This is a genomic window from Desulfosarcina widdelii, assembly GCF_009688965.1.
Classification (GTDB): domain Bacteria; phylum Desulfobacterota; class Desulfobacteria; order Desulfobacterales; family Desulfosarcinaceae; genus Desulfosarcina; species Desulfosarcina widdelii.
Genome location: NZ_AP021875.1, coordinates 4,602,316 through 4,624,072, shown reverse-complemented (window position 1 = coordinate 4,624,072; position 21,757 = coordinate 4,602,316). Strand labels below are relative to the sequence as shown.

Genomic DNA, 21,757 nt, shown 5'->3' with positions numbered 1-21,757 from the left:
GAATTCATCGAACACCCACATCCATAATACTCTAAGCTGCCATCATTACCAGTCTTTGTCTACGCGTTGTCCACCCGCGGCCGGCATCAAAGCCCGGCCCGGCCGGTCCTGCAAACGGTTGAGCATTCTCTCGGCCTGGCCCGGATCGCCTTCCTGCTGATCCTGGCCGGGTGTTGCAGAGGCCTGGGAGGCCTGCTTGTCATCAGACGGATCGGATGGCTCCGGTTGCGGCGCCGGCGGCTGCTGGTCCTGTTTATCCCCGGAATCAGGGGCGGTCTGGGTTTCTGCGGATGGATCGCGATTTTGCGGCCGTTGGTTCTCGGAGTTTCCGTCGTCAGCTTTGTTGTCCGGTTTGGACTGACCTTGCTGATCCTGGTTCTGCTTTTGATCCTGTTGCCGGTCTTTCTGGTCCTTTTGCGGGTCGTCCGAATTCTGCTGCTGCTCAAGCATCTTTTGGACGAATTCCAGGTTCTCCTTGCTCATCTTATCGTCCGGATCCAGGGCCAAGGCCGCTTTGTAGTGCTCGATGGCGGCCTTGGCATCGCCGCGCCGGAACTCGGCATTGCCCAGGTTGTACTCGGCCTTTTGCTTGAGGACCTTGTCTTCGGTTTCCAGCACCTTTTTGTAATGGTCGACCGCTGCGTCGAAGTTGCCGGTTTTATAGTAGCCATTGGCTACGTTGTAAAGGGACTCGGCCTTGTCCGGCGTTTGCAGTTGGGCATCCACAAAATGCTTGAGCGCCTTTTCGTAATCGCCGGCCTGGTAAGCCTCGATGCCCTGGCTGGTGTCGCTGGCCTGTGATGTGGCTGCCGGCAGCACCAGCAGCACCGCCAGCAATACCGACACCAGCCCTTTTCGAACGACTGGCAGCAGCATTTCGGCCAACAGGCAGACCAGGGCCAGGGCCAGGGGCCATTGAAAACGGTCCTCCCAGACCTGCTTGCGGCTGGAAGTAAGCGTCTGGGCATCCATGGTGCGGCGGATTTCATCGGTGTAGATGGCATCCAGGTCCATGTCCCCGGCCACGGAGCGCACGTAGGTGCCGCCGGTGACCACGGCGATTTTCTTCAGGGTCGTCTCGTCTAACCGCGAAAGCACGATCTGCCCGCTTTTGTCTTTTTTGAATCCGCCTTCGGCCTCAGGAATGGGCACGCCGTCACTGCCGCCCACACCGATGCAGAAGAGCTTGATCTCCTTTTCCTTCAAGCTTTCGGCTGCCTTGACCGGGTCGCCCTCGCCGGTGTTCTCGCCGTCGGTGATCAGAATGATCGCCTTATCGGCGGCGCTTTTGGGATCGAAGGCATCGGCGGCGGTAGTCAGGGCTCCGGTGATATCGGTGCCGCCTACGGGCAGATAGTCCGGGGAAAGAGCGTTGAGAAAAAGATTGAAGGCGTCGTAGTCCAAGGTCAAGGGACACTGCAAAAAGGCGGTGCCGGCAAAGGCCACCAGCCCCACCCGGTCACCCTGGAGCATGGTCAACAGGTCGAACACCTCCCGCTTGGCCCGCTCCAGCCGGGAGGGCGAGATGTCTGCGGCGGTCATGGAGCGGGAGCAGTCCAGAGCGATGATGATGTCCACGCCGTGCTGGCGGATCTCCTGCCAGCGGAATCCGTATTTGGGTCCGGCCAGGGCCACGGCGGCAAAAAGAACGGCCGCGGCCAGCAGCAAACCCTTGATCCAGCGCCGCCCATCGGCTACCCGGGGAGCGATGGCCGCCAGGCCATGCTCCGACGAAAAGCGGCGCAATATCTCGCGCCGCCGTCGCATGCCGAAGGCGATGGCCAGCACCAGCAGTGGTGCGACCCAGATAAAGAATAGCATTTCAACCCGAAAGAAGCTCATGGCACGACCAGAAACCTCGTATTTCTCAACACCACGTAAACAAGCAAAAGAATCACCGCCGGAACCAGCAGCCAGGGGTAGATCTCGCTGTAATCGGCAAAGATGTCCACCTTGACCTCGGTTTTCTCCAACTTGTCGATGGTATCGTAAATCTCCTGCAGCCCCTCCAGGTTCTCGGCCCGGAAGTAAAGCCCGCCGGTCTGTTCGGCGATGGCCTTCAATGTCTCTTCGTCGATGCTGACCCGCTGGTAGACGTAGCGCTGGCCGAAGATCGGGTCGTTGACCAGAAACGGCGCCTTCCCCCGGCTGCCCACACCGATGGTGTAAATCTTGACGCTCTTCTCCTTGGCGATCTGCCCGGCGGTTTCCGGGGACAACTCACCGGCATTGCTCTGGCCGTCGGTGAGCAGGATAATGACGTTGGATTTGCTCTCGATGTCGGCCAGCCGTTTGATGCTGATCCCGATGGCGTCTCCGATGGCTGTCTGCTTGCCGGCCGCCCCGATTTTCAGCCGCTCCAGCATGCTGACAATGGTGTTGTAATCTCGGGTCAGCGGCAGCTGGGTATAGGCATGGGTGCCGAAAACCACCATGCCGATGCGGTCCCCCGTACGGCCGGCCACGAAATTCTCAACCACTCCCTTGACCGCCTCCAGGCGGTTGACCACCCGGCCCTCTTTCTTGAAATCGAGGGCCGCCATGCTTTCGGAAAGGTCCAGTGCCAGCACGATGTTGATCCCTTCGGTCTGCACCTCGGTGCGCTCCGTGCCCCACTGGGGCCGGGCCAGGGCAACGATCATCAAAACCAGAACAAGGTACTTGAGAGCTGGCACCATGGGGCGCAGCCGCAGAGCCGCCGAAGCCGGCACCGCTGCCGCCGGGAAAAGGGCGCTGCTGGCCATTGTCGGCGGACGATGCCGACGGCGCCGGTACCAGACGATCAGGGGTACCAGCAGGAGCAGCAGAAAGAACCAAGGTGAGGCGAAGCGCAGCATGGCTACCCCTTTCCCTCTGCCGGCGGCAACGCCGGTGGCTGGGCGTTGGTTTCGGGCGGGGTTTCCGGTGTGGCTTCCGGCGCTGTCTGACGTACGAAGGCCCGCGCAAAGAAAAGGTCGGCTTCCATCTGCTTTTCCACGGTGGCCACCCCGGCGAATTTGACCGGATCCATGGCCCGGCAAAGCTGCTTCAATTGGCGGGCCAGCTCCCGATCGATGGACAGCCGGTCGATGCAAGGCAGGAACTCCTCGGTGGTCATTTCCGGTGCGCCTACGGAAAAACGGCCGAAGATGTACCGGCGCAGGATGGCCGAGAGACGAAAGTAAAAGGCCTTGCCGTCCTGTCCGCGAACATCGCCGATCCCGTCCAGGGCCTGCATGGCGACCATTTCCGGCGGCAGTTCGGGAACGATGGTTTCGATAACACGTTTTTTACGGTGACGGCGCCACCAGAAAAACAGGGCCGCCAGCAGCACCACCCCGGCCAGGGCCAGCAGCACGGGCACCAGCCAGGGCGGCATGTCGAAACCCACCGACACCGGCGGCCGGATATCGTGGATGTCGGTCATGGGTGCCGGCGCGTCGGATGTTGCCGGTGTGTTGGTAGCAGCCTGGCCCGGTGCTGGTGTGGCATTGGGGAGGACTGACGGCGGGAGTTCCGCAGCCAGAACTGGAATGCCAAATCCGATCATCAAAAACAAGACTACACCACTCAGGATGCCTAACGCTTTCTCATAGGCTTTAAGATGATGTTTTTGGCAAGGCCAGAGGGAGGAAGCTGTATAAATCATACCGCGACGACCGATAACGCCGCCCAAAAGCATCATCTTAAAGTCTATTGGTATCCGCTTCATCGCCGCCGCCTCTCCCTATACCTGAAATAGCGCACCAATGCGTCGGCCGAATCACCGTCGGTGGGCATTTCGATGCAGTCCATATCCATGGCTTTGTGGGTCTGCAGGATGCGGTCGTGAACCGCCTGACGGTCGGATTGAAATCGATCACGGGTGGCGCGGTTCCCGGCATCTAGGTAGCGCAGGACGCCGGTTTCCAGGTCTTTCAGGGCAACAATGCCGCCCTCTGGCAGTCGGAATTCGCCGGGATCGCTGACCAGCACGCTGATCAGTTCGTGTCTGCGGGCCGCCGAACGGATGCGCAGGGTGGCCCGGCGGTCAAAACGCTCAGTGAGAAAATCGGAAACGAGAAAGGCCACGGTCCGTTTGCGGCAAACCCGGGCCAGAAAGTCCACCGCAGCTTCGATATCGGTGCCGGTGTGCTCGGGCTGGAAGGTAAAAATTTCGCGGATCAGCCGCCACACGTGGGCCGAACCCTTTTTGGGGGGGATATAGCGCTCCACCTGGTCGGTAAAAAGAATGGCTCCGGCTTTGTCGTTGTTGCGGATGGCGTTGAAGGCCAGGATGGCGGCGATTTCGGCTGCGGTCTCGCGCTTGATGCTCTCCGAAGTGCCAAAGTGGCCCGAGGCGCTCATGTCCACCAGGAGCATCACCACCTGCTCGCGCTCCTCCCGGTAGCGCTTGATGAAAGATTTGCCCATGCGGGCCGACACTTTCCAGTCGATGCTTTTGACGTCATCGCCGGGGCTGTACTCCCGGACCTCTTCGAACTCGATGCCTTCCCCGCGGAAAATCGACCGGTACTGGCCGGCCATGACGGTGTTGACCATGCGGCCGGTTTTGATGTGGACTTTCTTGATTTTTTTTATGATTTCGGGAGAAAGCATGCGTTATAGAGACTCTGTAAAAGGCTGCGGTCTCGTCATGCCGGGCTTGACCCGGCATCCAGAAATATTTGAAACAGCTGGATTCCGGCCTTTGCCGGAATGACCTCGACGTGGCAACTCATAGGCAATGTCAAACAATCTCGTTATAAAAATCTTTCCACGTTGGATTATTTTTTTCAATCAAGTCCAGCTTCCAGTTCCGTTTCCAATTTTTAAGCTGCTTTTCTCTTCTAATGGCTGATTCCATGGTAGCGTGAATCTCATACCAAACCAATTGGTGGACCTTGTAGCGTTTGGTAAAGCCACCCACAACATCGTTTTTGTGTTCCCATACCCGTTTGGCGAGATCAGATGTCACACCAATGTAAAGGGTTCCATTTCGTTTACTTGCCAGAATGTAAACAGCAGGCTACATGCTTATCTGTGTTGTCCTGGATTCCGGCTTTCGCCGGAATGACGCTATCTTGGTATTCTCTAACTCTATATAACCATCATCATTGCTTTGAATGAAGCTCCTGGTTCGTCATGCCGGGCTTGACAAGCCTGCCCCGGACCCAGGTCCGGGGGCATCCAGAATTATTTGAAACGAATGGATTCCGGTCTTCGCCGGGATGACGAGCCTGAGCATCCGCGACAATTATGGCACTTCCACCGAATCGAAAATCCTGCCAATGATCTGATCCGTGTCGATATCCTCGGCTTCGGCCTCGTAGGTCAACAGGATGCGGTGCCGTAGCACGGCCGGGGCAATGGTCTTGACATCCTGGGGCGTCACGTAAGCCCGGCCTTGCAGAAAAGCGTAGGCCCTGGCGGTCAGGCTCAAAAAAATCGTGGCCCGGGGAGAGGCCCCGAACTGGATGTAGTCGGCCACGTCAATGTTGTAGCCGGCCGGATCGCGGGTGGCAAAAACCAGGTCTACGATGTAATCCTTTAATTTCTCGTCCATGTAGATGCTGTTGATCAGCTTGCCGATGGCGTTGATTTCCGAGGGATCGAGAACCGGCTGCACGGCCTCCGGTGCATCGAAACCCACGCGCTTCATGATCTCTTTCTCTTCGTTTTTCTCCGGATAGTCGATGAGAATCTTGAGCATGAAACGATCCACCTGGGCTTCGGGCAGGGGGTAGGTGCCCTCCTGTTCGATGGGGTTCTGGGTGGCCATGACCAAAAATGGGTCGGCCAGGGGAAACGTGGTTTCTCCGATGGTCACCTGGCGTTCCTGCATGGCTTCCAGCAGGGCCGATTGTACCTTGGAAGGGGCCCGGTTGATTTCGTCAGCCAGGATGATGTTGTTGAACAACGGGCCTTTTTTAATGCTGAAATCGCCGGTTTTTGGGCGGTAAATTTCGGTGCCCACCAGGTCCGCCGGCAACAGGTCGGGAGTGAACTGGATGCGTTTGAAGTTGGCGCGCACCGTATCGGCCAGGGCCTTGACCGCGCTGGTCTTGGCCAGACCCGGCACCCCCTCGATGAGAATATGTCCCCGGGTGAACAGGCCCATGAGCAGTCCGTCGATGAGTTCGCGCTGCCCCACCAGGACCTTGGCAATCTCCTCCCGGATGCGATTGACCACCAGATGCTTCTCTTCGATCTGCACGTTCAGTTCTTCCAAAGACACGATGCTCTCCTTTTATCGATTGCCTACTGCAAAGTCGTATGCAGACCCGTTTTTCCGGGTTCATGCAGGCTCGGTTTCATCGTTTGAAATTCCGGCAGAGGCGCGCCGGGATTCGGTGCAACGGGAAAATAAATAAGCATCCAAGGGTTGTCAAGGCGCTCCCGGGCGTCAGATTGAACGCTCCTTGGGAAGCCTCCATAAATGGTAAATCATTCTTCAGGCTTTCCCTCGCCCTTGCCTTGTGGTGGATGCCGATCCCACAGTCCCCAACAGCAGCTTCAACCGCAATCCACCGTGCCGCATCGGCACCTGCCGGAAGGCAAAGGGCACGGTCTGTAGAAGACTTTTCTCGGGGGAAATCAGGGCCACGTCCCATCCTGTAAATGCCGCGTTAAGGTGCCGACAGATGCGCTGAAACAGGTCGGCGGCCTGATGGGAGGAGCCGATACGGATGCCGTAGGGCGGATTGATCGCCACCAGCCCGGGACCACCTTCGTACTGGCCGGCCTCGCAATCGAAGAAATCTTTAACGGTTACCTTCACGGCATCGGACAGCCCATTATCCGATATGATTCCTGACAGCTTCCCGCAGGCGGCGGCATCCAGATCCGATGCATGGATCGGCGGCCGGTTGAACGCCTTTGCGTCGGCTTCGGCTTCCCGCTTCAAAAAGGACCATTGTCGCCCGCGAAATGCCGGCCAGCCCATGAAGGCAAAATTTCGCAGACTTCCCGGTGCCATGCCCTTGGCCATCATGGCCGCCTCTATGGACAGGGTGCCGGAGCCGCACAAGGGGTCCACTAAAGGACGGCTGCTGTCGTATCCCGAACATATCAGCATGGCGGCCGCCAGCGATTCCCGGAGAGGTGCCCGGGCCACGCCCTGTTTCAGGCCGCGCTTGTAAAGAGGCGCACCGCTGCTGTCCAGCGAAAGCGTCACCCGGTCGTCTAAAAGACGCACAAAGACCGTTTGCGGAAAATCCGCTGATACACTTGGGGCGGACGAACCTTCCCAGTGCCCGGCGATGGCCTCCTTTACGGCCCGGGCGACAACATCGGAATGATACAACCGCGAACGCTGGGAATGCACCTTGATCTCTGGACGTGTGCCCTCGACCAGATACAACTCCCAGGGAATCGACGCGCAATGCTTTTCAAGCTGTCTTGGATTGGTCGCGGTAAAGGTGTCGATGCGCATGAGGATGCGCGTGGCAGTCCGCAGATGCAGATTGGCCCGCTGACAATCGACGAACCGCCCGCGAAATGTCACGCCGCCGGTGGATACCCGGATGTCACTTTCATCGATCCCCAGGATAATCAACTCCTGACGGGCGCAGGCTTCGAATCCCGGGGAAACGATGGCGTAATAATCCCTCACCCTGCCGCTGACGTGTCTGCGAACCCGCTTGGCGAAGGCGTCACTGACGCCGGTTTCTTTTTTTGAATCGTTCAATGGTGATGAACTCGTAAAAAGCTTTTCCGACGGACACGTAAAAAGGCCGAGATCAGGCTTGCGAATCCTGAGGAATGAGGCGTACTTAAAGGTACGCCGCAGTGACGAAGGATGAAGCGTGACGCCGATATCGGCTTTTTTACGTGTCCGTCAACTTTGGGTTGATAAACAACATCATCGATACTAAGTTCCAACTTGAACAAACCCTATCAGTTCAACGAACCTTGTTCAATCGCCTTACTCCGGAAAGCACCTTTTGGTCATGTCCACGGTTTTCATCCGAAAAGCGGAATACGATGACGCGGTCATTCGGCCCCTTGTCTTCGAAATGCTGGCTTCCGCCGAAGCACCGGTCATCGACGCCGGCACCCGGGTACTGATCAAGCCCAACTTTCTATCTCCGGCAGAACCCGAAAAAGCATTGACCACGCATCCGCTCATCCTCCGGGCCGCAGCCGAATATTGCCTGGAAGGGGGGGCCAGGGTCCAGATCTCGGACAGTCCGGCCACGGGAAGCTTTGCCAAGGTGATGAAAAAAGGGGGCTACGAGGAGGCCCTGAAGGGTCTGGATGTGGTGGCCAAACCGTTCGAAGAGACCGTCGCTGTTGATGTGGGGGACCCTTTCGGCAGCATCGATGTGGCCAGAGATGCCATGGACGCCGATGTGGTCATCAATCTGGCCAAGCTCAAAACCCATGCCATGATGATGCTGACCCTGGGCGTCAAAAACCTCTTCGGCTGTATCGTGGGCATCCAAAAACCCGAATGGCATTTGCGGACGGGTGTGGACCGGCACATGTTCGGCCGCCTGATCGTAAACATTTACGAAGCGCTGAGGCCGGCCTACACCATCGTAGACGGCATTCTGGCCATGGAAGGGCAGGGTCCGGGCAAAAGCGGTACCCCCCGCCATTTGGGGGTGATGCTGGCCGGCAAAGACGCCCACGCCGTGGACCACGTGGCCTGCCTAATGACGGGGATGGACCCCGAAAGCCTGGAAACACAACGCAACGCCCGGGAAATGGGGGTTTATAAGGGCGACGTTCATATCAACGGCGACCTGAATATCCTGAACGATTTCCAGTTTCCGGAACTGGGTTCGCTGGCCATGGGGCCGGAATACCTGGGCCGCTTCATGCGTCGGTTTGTGATCCAGCAGCCGGTGGCGAACAACAAGGCCTGTAAATTGTGCGGGGAATGCTGGAAGTATTGCCCGGCCCAGGCTATCTCCCATACGGATCGGGGAATCTCGTTCAACACCGACACCTGCATCCGCTGTTATTGTTGCCTGGAGGTCTGCCCCCACGCGGCCATTCGCGCCAAGAAACCGTTGGCCGGCAAGATTATCGACTGGTTCAGAAACCGGTAAAGGTTTACCGACCGGCAGGCTGTTAATATTTTCATAGAAATGATATGGGGAAATAAGTTTTCTCCGCAAAGATAATTTGGTGAACTCGTAAAAAGTAACAAAGTCCATTTTTCGTCATTCCGGCGAAGGCCGGAATCCAGTCGTTTCAATATATTCTGGATGCCGGATCAAGTCCGGCATGACGCCTCTGCAACTTTTTACGATTCTGTCAACTTTTAAATATCAGCAAAAGAGAGGTTACGCATGGCTGGCGGAATCAACAAAGTAATCTTGGTGGGTAATTTGGGACAGGACCCCGAAATCCGGTATACGGCCGATGGACGCCCCATCGCCAATTTCTCCGTTGCCACTTCGGAAACGTGGACCGACAAAGGTTCCGGCGAACGGCGCGAAAAAACCGAATGGCACCGGGTGGTCGTTTTCGGCAAACTGGCGGAAATCTGCGGCGAATACCTGTCCAAAGGGCGGCAAGTCTACATCGAAGGCAAGTTGCAGACCCGCAAGTGGCAGGGCCAGGACGGCCAGGACCGCTGGACGACCGAAGTGGTGGTCGACATGCGGGGGACCATGCAGATGCTCGGCAACCGGGGAGACGGGGGCGGCTCACGCCCGGCTTCCGGCGGTGGCGGGTACAGTGGTGGTAGTGGCGGTGGACGCGGCGGCGGAGACTATCAGGACCAGGGATACCCCCAGCAGCCGTATCAAGGCGGCCAGGAGGACGACATTCCCTTCTAGACATCACCAAAAATTATTATGTAAAAAAGGCCCTCAATCGTTGTATCGATTGAGGGCCTTACTATTTGCAAAACACCCATATTCATAACTTCCAGGATTTGCAGGAACCTTTTCGCTAATTTTTTAACCGCAAAGAACGATACCTATTATGATGAGTCGGTATCTGTCTACTTAAATCAACAATCGTTGTTTATGTGCCACCAGAGGATCCATTAGAAATGAAAAGCCTTGCCGGCAAACTGATCCTTTCCATCGGGATTGCATCCGCCCTGCTGGCGACCTACCTGTTTTACGAAACCTACCGCATGACCAATCAACGGCTCGAGGACGTGGTTGTCCAGCAGGCCGAAATGGCCATGCAGTTCGACCTTTCCATCCGCAGCTACGTGGGCGGGATCGTTCGGCCGATGATGTACGAATTGCTTGGCGAGGACGAATTCGTACCGGAAACCATGTCCACGTCTTTCGTGGCCCGCAGCATATTCGAAGATGTCCGCAAACGGTTTCCGGAAACCATTATCAAATTTTCTTCGGACAACCCCCGCAACCCCGTCAATCAGGCCGGCCCCGAGGAGCTGAAGGTTATCCGCTACTTCAACGAAAACCCGAATGTAAAACGCTGGACCGGCCAGATCGAAATCAAGGGGCGTTCCTATCTGGCCAAGTTCAGCGCCCGTCGGATGATACCGTCGTGCCTGAAATGTCATGGTGATCCGGCGGATGCGCCCCGGTCCCTGATTGAACGCTACGGTGAAAAAGCCGGTTTTCATCGGCCGATCGGTGAAGTGATCGGTACCGACACCGTGGCGGTTCCCCTGTCCAGTATGACCTCGGCTTTGTGGTCCGAATCCATCGACAAGTTTATTCTAATCGGTTTAATGGTTGGGTTTTTCTTCTTTGTCATCACCCAAATTATCCGTCTGAGTGTCACGAACCCCCTGGCCAAAATCAGCCGGCACATGTCCGAGGCCGCAGCGAGCGACAGCTATCGGGATATCGCTGAAATTCGCATCTCATCAAAAGATGAAATTGGCGAAGTGGCCGACAGTTTCAACGTCCTTTTTTCAAAACTGCATGGGTTTTACGACTCGCTGGAAGACAAGGTCGCCGAGCGCACGGCAGACCTCAAGCAGGTTAACGAAAACCTTATGCAGGAAATGAAGGCTAGAAAGGAAACTGAAGCATCCCTCGAACTGACCCAATTTATTATCGATCACTTCTCGGATCCGATTTTTATCGTCCAACCGGATGCCAAAATTCTGTTCGCCAACAATGCGGCCGGTAAAAAACTAGGCTATTCGCTCGACGCATTGATGCGCATGACCATTTTCGAGATCGATTCCAATATCGCGCCTTCGGCATGGCCGGCGTTCTGGCAGGAACTCCGGGTTCAGGAAACGGTTCTGATGGAATCCCACCTCGAAGCACAATCGGGGGAACTGGTGCCGGTGGATATCAAAGCCAACTTTTACAAGCTCGGCCAGACAGAATATATTTTCATGATCGTGCACGACATTTCAGACTATAAAAAAGCCCAGGTGGAAAAAAACCTGCTTGAAAAGCGCCTTCACCGGGCATTGAAAATGGAAGCCATCGGCACGCTGGCCGGCGGTGTAGCCCACGACCTGAACAACGTCCTGTCCGGTCTGGTTGCCTACCCGGAAATGATCCTGATGAACCTTCCTGAAGACAGCGAACTCAAAGCGCCGCTGGAAGCCATCCACCAGTCCGGCCGAAAAGCCGCCGATATCGTCCAGGAGCTGCTTACCCTTGCCAGAAGGGGCGTTTCCCGCTTCACGCCGGTGAAAATGAATGCCATCATCACGGATTACCTGAACAGCGCCGAGCTTGCGGAACTGGAAAAAACGCATCCGAAATGTCACATCGAGACCCGTCTTGCGCCCGATCTGCTCAACATCATGGGATCCGAAGTGCATCTTTCAAAAACCATCATGAATCTTGTAATTAACGCCTGCGAGGCCATGCCCGACGGCGGCACCTGCACCCTGTCGACTCATAACCGATACGTTGATCGGACCCTTGAGGACTATGACGATGTTGAAGAAGGCGATTATGTATTGCTCGAGGTTGCCGACACGGGCCACGGCATTTCGGAGGAAGACAAGGAGAAAATTTTCGAGCCCTTTTACACCAAAAAGGTCATGGGGAAAAGCGGCACCGGTTTAGGGATGACCGTGGTGTGGAGTACGGTCAAGGACCATGAGGGCTTTATCGGCATTCAAAGCGAAAAGGGTTCCGGTACGACTTTTAACCTTTTTTTTCCGGCAACCCGCAAGCAAATCGACGAAAAAGAGTCCTCGTTCGTGCTTGCCAATCACCAGGGGGCAGGAGAAACGATCCTCGTTGTCGATGACGTTCTGGAGCAGCGGCAGATCGCCGCCGCAATCCTGGAGCGGTTGGGGTATCGGCCCATCACCGTGGCCGGAGGAGAAGAAGCGCTTGAATATCTGAGTGGAAATCCGGTCGATCTGGTGGTGCTGGACATGATCATGGACCCGGGCATTGACGGACTGGAGACCTACAGGCGCATCATTGAAATCCGTCCCGACCAGAAAGCGATCATCGTCAGCGGTTTTTCCGAAAGTGCGCGGGTAAAGGCGCTTCAACGACTTGGCGCCGGTCAATACGTGCGCAAACCCTATACGATCGATAAATTGGCCGAAACCGTAAAATCGGCCTTGTCCGAATAACGTCGCAAAAAACGATGGCCCAATCAGCCGCTTTGGGCTGACAGGCTCGGTTTCGCCGGTGCGATGGTCATCCGACCCGCACCCACCATGGCCACCCCGCGCACCGTCACCGCCGCCAGCACCAGGGTGCCGCCGATAAACGCCCATGTGCCGGGCGCCTCTCCGGTCGCCAGAAAGACCCACATGGGGTTGATCAGCGGTTCGATGGAAGGAATCAAGACCGACTCGAGCGCCCGCACCCGTTTGATTCCATAGGAAAACAGGGCATGACCGATGCCCAAAGAAACCACGCCCAGTCCGACAAGGCCCAGGGTGTCCGTGGCTGTCGGCACCTGCCGAAACATGAACGGCAGGCACAAGCCTGCGGCCATGAAATTGCCCAAAGCGATGGGCCAGGCGGTGGATCCGTGGCGGGTTTTGCGCAAAAAAATCATGGCGCCTGCCCAGAAAAGCGCCCCCGCCGCTCCGGCCAGAATGCCCAGCATGCCGCGCAGGGAAAGCGAATCGAGAAAAAAAAGAGCGATGCCGGCAACCACCACGGACAAAAAATACCAGTCCTGCCGCCGCGTGGGCTCTCCGAGCATCCCGGGTGCCAGGACAGCCACAAGGGCCGACGAGGAATACTGCAAAACGATGGCATTGGCGGCTGTGGTGAGCTTGGTGGCGACAACAAAAGAGATGCAGAACAGGCCCACGCAGGCCGCGGCGATCAACACGTCCCGGTTCCAGGAAATATGCACAGCCCTGCGACACAACAAGAGGATCACCATGCCGGCAATCAGACTGCGCCAGCCGGCAATAGCCAGGGGCGAAAGGGCGACCAGTTTGATCAACACCCCGCTGGTGCTCCAGAAAAGGGCTGCGCAGACCAGGCTCAGCACGGCCAGTCGATTTTCAGGCATGGTGGATCACCTTTAATTCCAGGTATCCGTCATAAAATTTTCGGCATACCCCAAAGATGCCGGCGTCATCGCACGGGCCATGACCAGGCCGGGCCGGCTCACCACAAAAACGTCGCCCTCTTTCAGCAGGTAATCGCGCATGTCGCCCTGCTGGGTTACCCAAACAGTCCCTTCGAGGCAATACAGGGTCTGCCGGCCCCGCTTTCCCTTTACGCCCCAGCCCTGGCCGGCGGACAGATGGACCACCTTTTCCGGTTTGTTCAAATTGGAAAACACGAATTGGTTGCAAAATGGTTTGTCGTTTTCTACGACCTGATGCCGAGTATCCATAACAGCCTCCTGTTGCTGCCCATACAGCAGAATCGGTTGATAACGGGCCACACCGTCGACCGGCCCGAGACCGCCGGGTCAAAGACACCGTTGACGATCTGGTATAAATTATACGTCCGTTTAAAAAGAAATAACAGCCACAGAAAACGTGTTTTGTTATGAGTACAGTTATGATAAATATTCATCTGTACTGGTCGAACGGTTACAATATTGTACTGTTTTCAAGGGAGTCATGGCACACATGAAAAAAACGCCCAAATACCAGCAAGTGGCGGAGCGGTTGACCCGCATGATCGAGGAAGGCGTTTTCGGTCCGGGAGCAGCGGCACCTTCGGTGCGCAAGTTGAGCCAGCAGTGGGAAGTCAGCATTTCGACCATCCTCAAGGCTTACTACCTGTTGGAAGCGCGGGGGCTGTTGGTTCCGCGGCCCAGATCGGGATTTTTTGTCAGCCACAAACTGCCCAGCGCACCACCGGCGCCGGACCTTTCCGATCCCGATCCGGATCCCACCACCGTCGGCATGCGCGAGTTGATCACCCGCATTGTGATTCACGACACCCTCAATCCCAAGCTGATCCAGTTGGGCGCCGCCCATCCGGCCATGGAACAGACCGCCACCCGCCAGCTCAACCGCCTGATGGCGTCCGCGGCCCGCCGCATGGGCGATCGGGCCGGCCTGTATATGCCGCACTCGGACAACCGGTCCCTTCGCCAGCAGATCGCCCTTCACGCCATGGATGCCGGCTGCAGCCTCGACGCCGACGAAATCGTGATTACTTCCGGCTGCGGCGAGGCGGTTTCCGCCTGCTTGCAGGCCATCTGCCGCCCCGGAGACACCGTTGCCGTCGAGTCCCCCATCTGCTTCGACGTTTTTCAATATCTGGAAAACCTGGGCCTCAAAGCCCTTGAAATTCCAACCCATCCCAAAGACGGCATCAGTCTCGAAGCCCTGCGCTTCGCCCTGGAAAACAACTCGGTGCAGGCCTGTGTGGTGATTTCTAATTTCAACAACCCCCTTGGAAGCTGCATTCCGGACGGCAACAAGAAAGACCTGGTCCGGATGCTGGCGTCCTACGACATTCCGCTGATCGAAAACGATATTTTCGGGGACGTGCACTACTCCACCCGACGGCCGGTGTCCGCCAAAGCCTTTGACGCCGATGGGCGCGTCATGTGGTGCGGATCTTTTTCCAAAACGCTCTCGCCGGGACTTAGGGTGGGATGGGCGGCTGCCGGCCGCTACCGTTCGACAGTGGCCTGGCTGAAATACAGCGTCAGCCTGGCCGCGCCCACCTTGTCCCAGGTGGCCGTGGCGGCTTTCATGGCCGAAGGGGGGTATCGCCAGCATCTGCGCCGGATTCGCCGCGTTTACCGCCAGCGGCTGGCCGAACTGCGGCGGGCGGTGATCCGTTTCTTTCCGACCGACATCCGGGTCACCGATCCGGCCGGGGGCTATCTGTTGTGGATCGAACTTCCTGAAGTCGTCGATGCCCTGAAGCTTTACCGGCTGGCCCTTAACGAAGGCATCGCCATCACGCCCGGCCATCTGTTTTCCACAGGAGACCGCTATCGCAATTTCATCCGCCTCAATGCCGCCAACTGGTCTGACGAAGCCCTGCCGGCGATTCGGCGCCTGGGTCGGGTCGTATCGCAGATGGCTCGGGGGTAAAAAGCGGGATCTGCCAAAAAATAGGCGAAAAAATCTGGATTCCCCCGCATCAGGTCCGGGGCAGGCTTATCTATCCTGGCATGACGAGTCCGGAGCTTTTTATGGATTCGTCAAGTATAACAATATATAGTGATAGGGGTTGATCCCATATCCAACCAGCGGTATAAACAAACAGGCAGGATTCACCGCGATTCGATCAGGGATCGCCCTGGAGAAAAACATTTATCCCGCCAGAAAAGCGGGGCTGCTGGCAGCAGGCCGGGGAAACACAAGACAACGAATGGATCGACGAACATTCCTGGCTAAAAGCGCCGGCTTTCTTTTTGGGGGTCTCTTTGCCACCCACATACCTGCCACTGCGGAAATGTTCATGCCGCCGGAAACAGCGACGCCCAGAATCGCCGTGATCATCGACGACATCGGTTTTAATCTCACCAGGGCCGAACAATTTCTTACGGCCGGCATCCCCATCACCTTTTCGATTCTTCCCCGGCTTTGCTGTTCCGAATCCTCAGCTCAGGCATTGCACGAAAGCGGTCATGAACTCATGCTCCACCAGCCTATGGAACCCTTCAGCACCCGTGTGGACCCAGGTCCCGGGGCCATCTTTGTCGATGACCGGCCGGAACGGGTGCGGGATGTGGTGGCGCAAAACATTGCGACCCTGCCCAATATCGTCGGGGTCAACAACCATATGGGCTCCCGATACACCCAGCTTCCCCGAAAAATGGACCAGGCCCTGGATGCGGTTCGGGCCAACGATCTGTTTTTTGTGGACAGCCTGACTACCGGACAATCCACCGCTTATGCCCGTGCACGGCAGATGGGCGTCGATACCATTCGAAGAGATCTGTTTCTGGATACACAGCGGGACGAAAAAGCGGTTTTCGGGCAAATGAAGCGTCTTGGAAAGATCGCTTTAAAATACGGCCGCGCTATCGGGATCGGCCACCCCCGGCCGGAAACCCTGGCGGGAATTCAGCGCTTTCTGGAAACGCCGGAAAGCGGGGATGTACGGTTTGCTTACATTTCACAATTGCTGTAATCCGTTATTCTTCCAGTTCGACAAACCACGCTTTCTTACGATAAACCAGATCCTGGCTGCGGGCGATGAGGGTGCCGGATTTTTCCTCGATTACGGTAATCTCATAAAGCCCCGTCCGGCCTCCCAGGTGACACTCTTTGGCTTCGGCCACCAGGCGGTCGCCAACCTTGGAGGGGTGGAGGAAATGGATATTCACATTCAGGGCCACGGCCACCTGCCCTCGGGAATTACCGGCAGCTGCAAAAGCCATGTCGCCCAGGGAGAAGACCACCCCACCGTGGGTGATTCCGTGGAAATTGGTCATCCGTTCGGTGATCGTCAACGACACCCGGCTGTGCCCCGGCGCCACAATCTCGACCTCGGCCCCTAAAAAACGGGCGAAGGCATCGTTCTGAATATAGGCTTCGATGGCCGCCACTTGCGATTCATCCGTCATAAAGCGATCTCCTCGAATCGGTTTTGACTACCGACGACTCAGGCGCCAATCCAGAAAAAACGGTTCAAACACGCTGCCGACCAGCATTCGGTCCCGGAACGTCACGGCCACACTGCAGCCGGACAGTTGAGTCCCGTCATCCAGGTAAATGGTCTGCCGCTCGAAGGTGCCGTTTGGCCTGGGGGTCAGCCGGATCACCTCGCTGGGCGAGCGATTACGGGCGGATCGGGCGTGCCGGGCGAATTTCAGCGGCTTGGGGTGGGCACCGATCCACAAGGCGCCGAAGGCGTCCACATCCACGTTGTCCACGGCGGTGCCGCAGGCGACCGTCTGCCGCAGAACCAGCGCGCCGCTGCCGGCGTCGCGCCCATACTCCCGCACGGTACCCTCGCTGCAGGCGCAGACATACACGCTGCTACCGTCGGGTCCCAAAGCAATGCCGTTGGCATAGCCGATGCCCCCGGCCACGTTCCGACACCGGGTCCCGTCGTAATAAACCACCCCGGAACGCTTCAGTCCCAGATAGTCCTCCAGGTTCTTGCCCAAGGCACCGCGACTGCCGTGATCGTTGGTCACGTAAAAACGATCATCGGCCACAGCGGTCACATCGTTGGGGCTTACCAGCAGCGGATCTTGGACGGTTTTGCGATGGACAAGCTGCCGGCCATTCAGATCGAACAGCTCTACGGCATGTTGGCCCTGGCCGTGGTTGACCACAAACAGGCCCACCGCACCGGACGGGCCGGAAAGCAGGTCGATGCCGTGGGGTTGGAAGTCATCGCCCAATCCCGTTTCAAGTCGGAGCGGAACCGGTTCGTCGTCGTTGAGATCGTACGTCCAAATCCCGCCGTTGGCCGGTTGGCCCGCCGCAACGGCCCGGCGGTCGCAAACGGACAGGTAGGCCAGCCCGGAATGCGGATCCACGACAATGTCCTCGACGCCCACCAGGCCGGAAACAACGGTGCAGTCACCCGGGACCACCGGCTCGATGAATCTGAAATGCCACATGCTGTGGAGCCGAAATACGACCAGCGCGATCGCCAGCATCCCGCACAACAACAGGATCGTTTTGAATTTCATGCTATGTCGAGCACCCTTTACAGGTAATCAAGAACCGGCAGCCCCTCCCGCAGGCGAACGGCTTCCAGCAACCCCACCGTTCCGGTCATCATGTTGTCTCCCCAGGGCGCGCCGAAAACAATGGGCAGCGTAGATGATGCCGCCAGCCGCCGACGGGGTCCGGTAGCCAGAATCCGCTGGACCTGGTCATAGCCAAAGGCGCTGCGGCTGTATGCCCCGTGTCCGCCTTCTTCCAAAATTTGACGGTGGGAGAGCTTGCCGTCGGGAAGATCTTTAAGCAGCCGGTCCAGCCGCTCCACGGTAACGTCCCGGGTGTGATATTCGAAAAACCCGCACAGCACGCCGTCTTCAAGAACTGCAGCCACGGTGTGGGAGGTGGCGATATCCAGCACAAGCATTCGCCGCATGCCGGAGGCCAGGATGTCTTTGGAGGCGCCCAGGATGGCGGCCATTCCCGAGTCCATGACGTAAATTCGATCTGCCGGCAGGGATCGGGCGTCCGCGGCGATGCTCGCCAGTCGGTTCATTTCCGCCGGAACCTCGTCGGACCGGTAAAGCAGGGCATATGGGGTCGGTTCCTTTTCCAAAACCGTCGTAAACATCCGATGCCTGAAATCCAGGTGGGACACACCTGGCGGGGGAACGCCGTGGTCCTGGGCACAAATGCCGATGGCATCGAAAAAAAAGGGCAGGCCCAATCCCTCCACGAGTCGCCGGATGCGTCCGATCTGAAGATCCCCGCTGCGGACGGGGCTGAAATCCGAATTGCCGATGAGCCCCTCGGCTCCGGCGTCAGCCACCACGCGAATGCCGTGGGCTGTCACCTTTTCCATGTCATGATGAATGGTGGCCGCCGCGGACATCGACATGACCACCTTGCTGGTTTTGGCCCGCTCGATCAGGGCCTGGGAAACCGGCCCGCCCCCCATTTCGACGCCGGTAACCACCAGGGCGCCCTGGGTCCGGCGGACATCGTCAGCCAGAACCCGCACCGGAGAGCGCACCACTGCTTTATAGTGCAGGTCCTGTTCGGTGTCGAAACAGAGCATATCCATGGTGCCGGCGCCGATGTCCAGCATGAGATAGCGTCCCAAAAGATTACTCCTTTTTTAATGCATCCGTTTTCCCGGAGCCCTTGAATTGGCCGATTTTTTCCCGCAAAAAATGCCGGAAACCGCTCCTTTCCTGGTCGAAGGCCTGGTCCAGCGGGCCGCGGTTGCGGTTTTCGATCAGGGTCTTAATGACACTCAGCAGTTGCGGATCGGCCTGAACGATCTGGGCGGCAATGGTTTTGGCGCGCTCCAGCAATTGCTCGCCGGGCAGGATCTCATTGACCAATCCCCATGCCAGGGCGGTATGGGCGTAAATGGGCTGGCAGGCAAAGGAGATCTGCTTGGCCCGGCGTTGGCCCACGGTCTGCTGAAGCAACTGGGTCATTCCCCAGCCGGGGTGGATGCCCACTCGGGCATGGGTATCGGCAAACTGGGCATTCTCGGCGGCGATGATGAAATCGCAGTTCAGGGCCAACTCGAAACCGCCGGTGATGGCGTGGCCGTTGACCGCTGCGATAATGGGCTTTTTGCAGGCCCGCATCAGATCCGGCAGGTCGCGGCCGTCTCCCCGGGGATCGAAGAGGTTTTCCCTGCCGACGGATTCCAGATCAAGGCCCGCGCAAAACGAAGGCCCGTTGCCGGTAATGATGGCCACCCGGATATCCTCGCGGCTGGCCACCGCATCCAGGGCGTTGTAAAGATGGACAAGAAGCTGCTGGTTGATGGCATTGCGCCGCTCGGGTCGGTTAAGCGTGATAATCGCTGTCTGATGGTCCACTTCGAAAAGCACCGGTGGCGCCATGATTGTCCTCCCAATGAGATATAATGAAGTCCCAAGCGTAAGATGGGAGCAAAGTACACAATTCGCTCGAGTCTTAAAAATACGCGTTAAAGCGAATTTCGTTTCGCGGCGTCGGGGTGACCCGCAGTCGGCCGACAGTCGGCAGGCACTTGTCGGGGGTCGTCCAGGATCAACCCGTCGACCCCCATGGACAGCATACCGGGGATGTCGATCTTCCCGTCCACGGCATAGGGAAACACCCGCGCGCCCATATTGTGCAGCGTCTTTACCTGCGAAGGCGTCAGTATGCGGTAGTCCGGGTGCCAGGAGAATCCCCGGACCCGCCGGTACCAGTAAAACAAGCTGTCGTTTGCCGGCGTATCGGAAAGCAGGCCCAGGGCGATACCGGAATCCAGATTTCGCAGTCGTTCGAGCGCCTGCCATTCGAAGCTGGACACGAGAACATCGTCCTGCATCCCCTTTGCCCGGATCAGTTCCCACACCTGCCGCTCCACCGCGTCCTTCGGTTCATGCGCCTCGAAGGCTTCGGGCTTGATTTCGATGTTCACACCGATGCGTCCCTTCAGGGCCTCGAGCACCTGCTCCAGGGTCGGAATCTTCTCGCCGCTGAACCGCGGATCGAACCAGCTCCCGGCATCCAGCCGACTTAGCTGCGCCGTAGTCTGTGCTTGAACCGACCCGCTCCCGTTGGTGGTGCGATCCACGCTTTCGTCATGGATGACCATCGGTTGACGGTCCAGTGACAGATTGACATCCAGTTCGACCATATGGGCACCGGCCGCGATGGCTGCCCGAAAGGCCGCCAGGGTATTCTCCGGGTAGTGCGAACTGTGGCCGCGATGGGCCATGATCAACGGTCTGGGTAAGTGGTTAAGCATGGCTTCTCGTCGATACCGTTGCACTCCGTGCATCGGGTTGCCGCCACGGAGCATCTCTCGGATAAGATTCGGGAATCCGCTACTACCACCCTCCTAACCAAATTCGGTTCAAACAGCAAGCTTTAAGGTTGCATACCCGGCATGGTGTTTGACTTACCGTTGCCTTGTGGGATAAGGATCTGCGACGGATCATAGCGACACCTTTGCCAGGAGACCGGCCGTGAAACCCATCGAGGACTTCCCCCGGGACGAAAAATCCCGAATCCGATTTGTACTCACCGATATCGACGACACCCTCACGGTGAAAGGACGACTGCCTGCGGCGGCTTTTGGCGCCATGGAAGCGCTCCAAAAAAGCGGCATTTGTGTGGTGCCGATCACCGGTCGTCCGGCCGGCTGGTGCGACCATATTGCCCGCATGTGGCCCGTTGACGCGCTTGTGGGAGAAAACGGGGCCTTCTATTTCCGCTACGACGACCGGGCAAAAAGAATGATCCGTCGCTACTGGAAGTCGGAAACGGAACGCACCGCGGATCGGGACCGTCTGGACGCCATCCGCAAAAGAGTGCTGGACGCCGTTCCCGGCTGCGCCGTAGCCGCGGACCAGGCCTATCGGGAAGCCGATCTGGCCATCGATTTCTGTGAAGACGTCCCCCCGCTGCCCCCGTCTTCGATCAAGGCCATCCAGGCGGTTTTCGAAGCTGCCGGCGCCACGGCCAAAATCAGCTCCATCCATGTCAACGGCTGGTTCGGAGACTACGACAAGCTCTCCATGAGCCGACTGCTGTTCAGGGAAGTATTCAACCAAGATTTGCATGCGATTCGCAGCCAAGCAATCTTTTGCGGCGACTCGCCCAACGATGCCCCCATGTTCGAATTTTTTCCCCACGCCGTGGGAGTTGCCAATGTCCGCTCATTTGCGGACGATCTGAAGAGCCTGCCGGCATGGGTGACCCGCGCCGAAGGCGGATACGGTTTTGCCGAAATGGTAAACATTATTCTGGATCGATGACATCCAAGTTTTTAAGGGCCCTCCCGTCCGGGATCGGTTTTATCGGCCCATGTCCGCCCCTCTTTTTTCCATCCAAAAAAGAACTGTC

At 57.6% G+C, this 21,757-nt stretch carries 20 protein-coding genes; 6 read left to right on the top strand and 14 right to left on the bottom strand.

The features are described 5' to 3' along the window. Positions 1-45 precede the first annotated feature (45 nt). From GN111_RS21230 to GN111_RS21200, 7 genes are all read right to left on the bottom strand, one after another. The gene (locus tag GN111_RS21230; protein ID WP_155305675.1) at positions 46-1,842 is read right to left on the bottom strand and encodes a VWA domain-containing protein; all 1,797 of its coding nucleotides are present in this window, start codon (positions 1,840-1,842) and stop codon (positions 46-48) included. After that, positions 1,839-2,837: a VWA domain-containing protein gene (locus GN111_RS21225; RefSeq protein ID WP_155305674.1), complete on the bottom strand. Its 999-nt coding sequence runs from the start codon at positions 2,835-2,837 to the stop codon at positions 1,839-1,841. The genes GN111_RS21230 and GN111_RS21225 overlap by 4 nt, the downstream gene beginning before the upstream one ends. Before the next feature lie 2 nt (positions 2,838-2,839). Beyond that, on the bottom strand, positions 2,840-3,691 hold the full coding sequence (locus GN111_RS21220) for a DUF4381 family protein (RefSeq protein ID WP_155305673.1): 852 nt from the start codon (positions 3,689-3,691) through the stop codon (positions 2,840-2,842). Beyond that, positions 3,688-4,578, bottom strand: coding sequence for a DUF58 domain-containing protein (locus GN111_RS21215; RefSeq protein ID WP_155305672.1), 891 nt, complete (start codon positions 4,576-4,578; stop codon positions 3,688-3,690). The genes GN111_RS21220 and GN111_RS21215 overlap by 4 nt, the downstream gene beginning before the upstream one ends. A 130-nt stretch (positions 4,579-4,708) precedes the next feature. Further along, positions 4,709-4,972 (bottom strand): GIY-YIG nuclease family protein, encoded by a 264-nt coding sequence (locus tag GN111_RS21210; RefSeq protein ID WP_269433857.1) that lies wholly within the window; start codon positions 4,970-4,972, stop codon positions 4,709-4,711. Between the two features lie 243 nt (positions 4,973-5,215). Then, positions 5,216-6,196, bottom strand: a complete 981-nt coding sequence (locus GN111_RS21205) for an AAA family ATPase (protein WP_331457669.1) — start codon at positions 6,194-6,196, stop codon at positions 5,216-5,218. A gap of 216 nt (positions 6,197-6,412) precedes the next feature. Beyond that, the gene (locus GN111_RS21200; RefSeq protein ID WP_155305670.1) at positions 6,413-7,648 is read right to left on the bottom strand and encodes a THUMP domain-containing class I SAM-dependent RNA methyltransferase; all 1,236 of its coding nucleotides are present in this window, start codon (positions 7,646-7,648) and stop codon (positions 6,413-6,415) included. A 262-nt stretch (positions 7,649-7,910) separates the two neighbouring features. Between GN111_RS21200 and GN111_RS21195 the strand changes: the two genes are divergently transcribed. The 3 genes from GN111_RS21195 (at position 7,911) to GN111_RS21185 (ending at position 12,463) form a co-directional block, all read left to right on the top strand. Beyond that, entirely contained in the window at positions 7,911-9,017 is a 1,107-nt protein-coding gene (locus GN111_RS21195) for a DUF362 domain-containing protein (RefSeq protein WP_155308094.1), read from the top strand. Positions 9,018-9,260: 243 nt separating this feature from the next. Beyond that, positions 9,261-9,752, top strand: coding sequence for a single-stranded DNA-binding protein (gene ssb, locus GN111_RS21190; RefSeq protein ID WP_155305669.1), 492 nt, complete (start codon positions 9,261-9,263; stop codon positions 9,750-9,752). A 218-nt stretch (positions 9,753-9,970) separates the two neighbouring features. After that, entirely contained in the window at positions 9,971-12,463 is a 2,493-nt protein-coding gene (locus tag GN111_RS21185; protein ID WP_155305668.1) for an ATP-binding response regulator, read from the top strand. A 23-nt stretch (positions 12,464-12,486) separates the two neighbouring features. Here GN111_RS21185 and GN111_RS21180 read toward each other — a convergent pair whose 3' ends face one another. Both GN111_RS21180 and GN111_RS21175 read right to left on the bottom strand, forming a co-directional pair. After that, positions 12,487-13,365: a DMT family transporter gene (locus GN111_RS21180; protein WP_155305667.1), complete on the bottom strand. Its 879-nt coding sequence runs from the start codon at positions 13,363-13,365 to the stop codon at positions 12,487-12,489. 12 nt (positions 13,366-13,377) lie between these two features. Further along, positions 13,378-13,695: a DUF2917 domain-containing protein gene (locus GN111_RS21175; protein ID WP_155305666.1), complete on the bottom strand. Its 318-nt coding sequence runs from the start codon at positions 13,693-13,695 to the stop codon at positions 13,378-13,380. Between the two features lie 241 nt (positions 13,696-13,936). On the opposite strand from GN111_RS21175, the gene GN111_RS21170 reads away from it, so the two are divergent. Both GN111_RS21170 and GN111_RS21165 read left to right on the top strand, forming a co-directional pair. Continuing rightward, on the top strand, positions 13,937-15,364 hold the full coding sequence (locus GN111_RS21170) for an aminotransferase-like domain-containing protein (protein ID WP_197740394.1): 1,428 nt from the start codon (positions 13,937-13,939) through the stop codon (positions 15,362-15,364). Positions 15,365-15,734: 370 nt separating this feature from the next. Then, complete coding sequence (locus GN111_RS21165) at positions 15,735-16,409, top strand: divergent polysaccharide deacetylase family protein (RefSeq protein WP_170302393.1); 675 nt, start codon at positions 15,735-15,737, stop codon at positions 16,407-16,409. Positions 16,410-16,413: 4 nt separating this feature from the next. Here the strand turns inward: GN111_RS21165 and GN111_RS21160 are convergent, their stop codons facing one another. From GN111_RS21160 to GN111_RS21140, 5 genes are all read right to left on the bottom strand, one after another. Beyond that, positions 16,414-16,845: a hotdog fold thioesterase gene (locus GN111_RS21160; RefSeq protein WP_155305663.1), complete on the bottom strand. Its 432-nt coding sequence runs from the start codon at positions 16,843-16,845 to the stop codon at positions 16,414-16,416. Between the two features lie 27 nt (positions 16,846-16,872). Further along, on the bottom strand, positions 16,873-17,925 hold the full coding sequence (locus GN111_RS21155) for a strictosidine synthase family protein (RefSeq protein ID WP_155305662.1): 1,053 nt from the start codon (positions 17,923-17,925) through the stop codon (positions 16,873-16,875). A 17-nt stretch (positions 17,926-17,942) separates the two neighbouring features. After that, positions 17,943-19,019: a DUF1786 family protein gene (locus tag GN111_RS21150; protein ID WP_155305661.1), complete on the bottom strand. Its 1,077-nt coding sequence runs from the start codon at positions 19,017-19,019 to the stop codon at positions 17,943-17,945. 4 nt (positions 19,020-19,023) lie between these two features. Continuing rightward, positions 19,024-19,779: an enoyl-CoA hydratase gene (locus GN111_RS21145; protein WP_155305660.1), complete on the bottom strand. Its 756-nt coding sequence runs from the start codon at positions 19,777-19,779 to the stop codon at positions 19,024-19,026. Positions 19,780-19,865: 86 nt separating this feature from the next. Continuing rightward, positions 19,866-20,657 (bottom strand): glycerophosphodiester phosphodiesterase, encoded by a 792-nt coding sequence (locus tag GN111_RS21140; protein ID WP_170302392.1) that lies wholly within the window; start codon positions 20,655-20,657, stop codon positions 19,866-19,868. Between the two features lie 220 nt (positions 20,658-20,877). Between GN111_RS21140 and GN111_RS21135 the strand changes: the two genes are divergently transcribed. Continuing rightward, positions 20,878-21,669, top strand: coding sequence for an HAD-IIB family hydrolase (locus GN111_RS21135; RefSeq protein WP_155305658.1), 792 nt, complete (start codon positions 20,878-20,880; stop codon positions 21,667-21,669). The last annotated feature ends 88 nt before the right edge of the window (positions 21,670-21,757 follow it).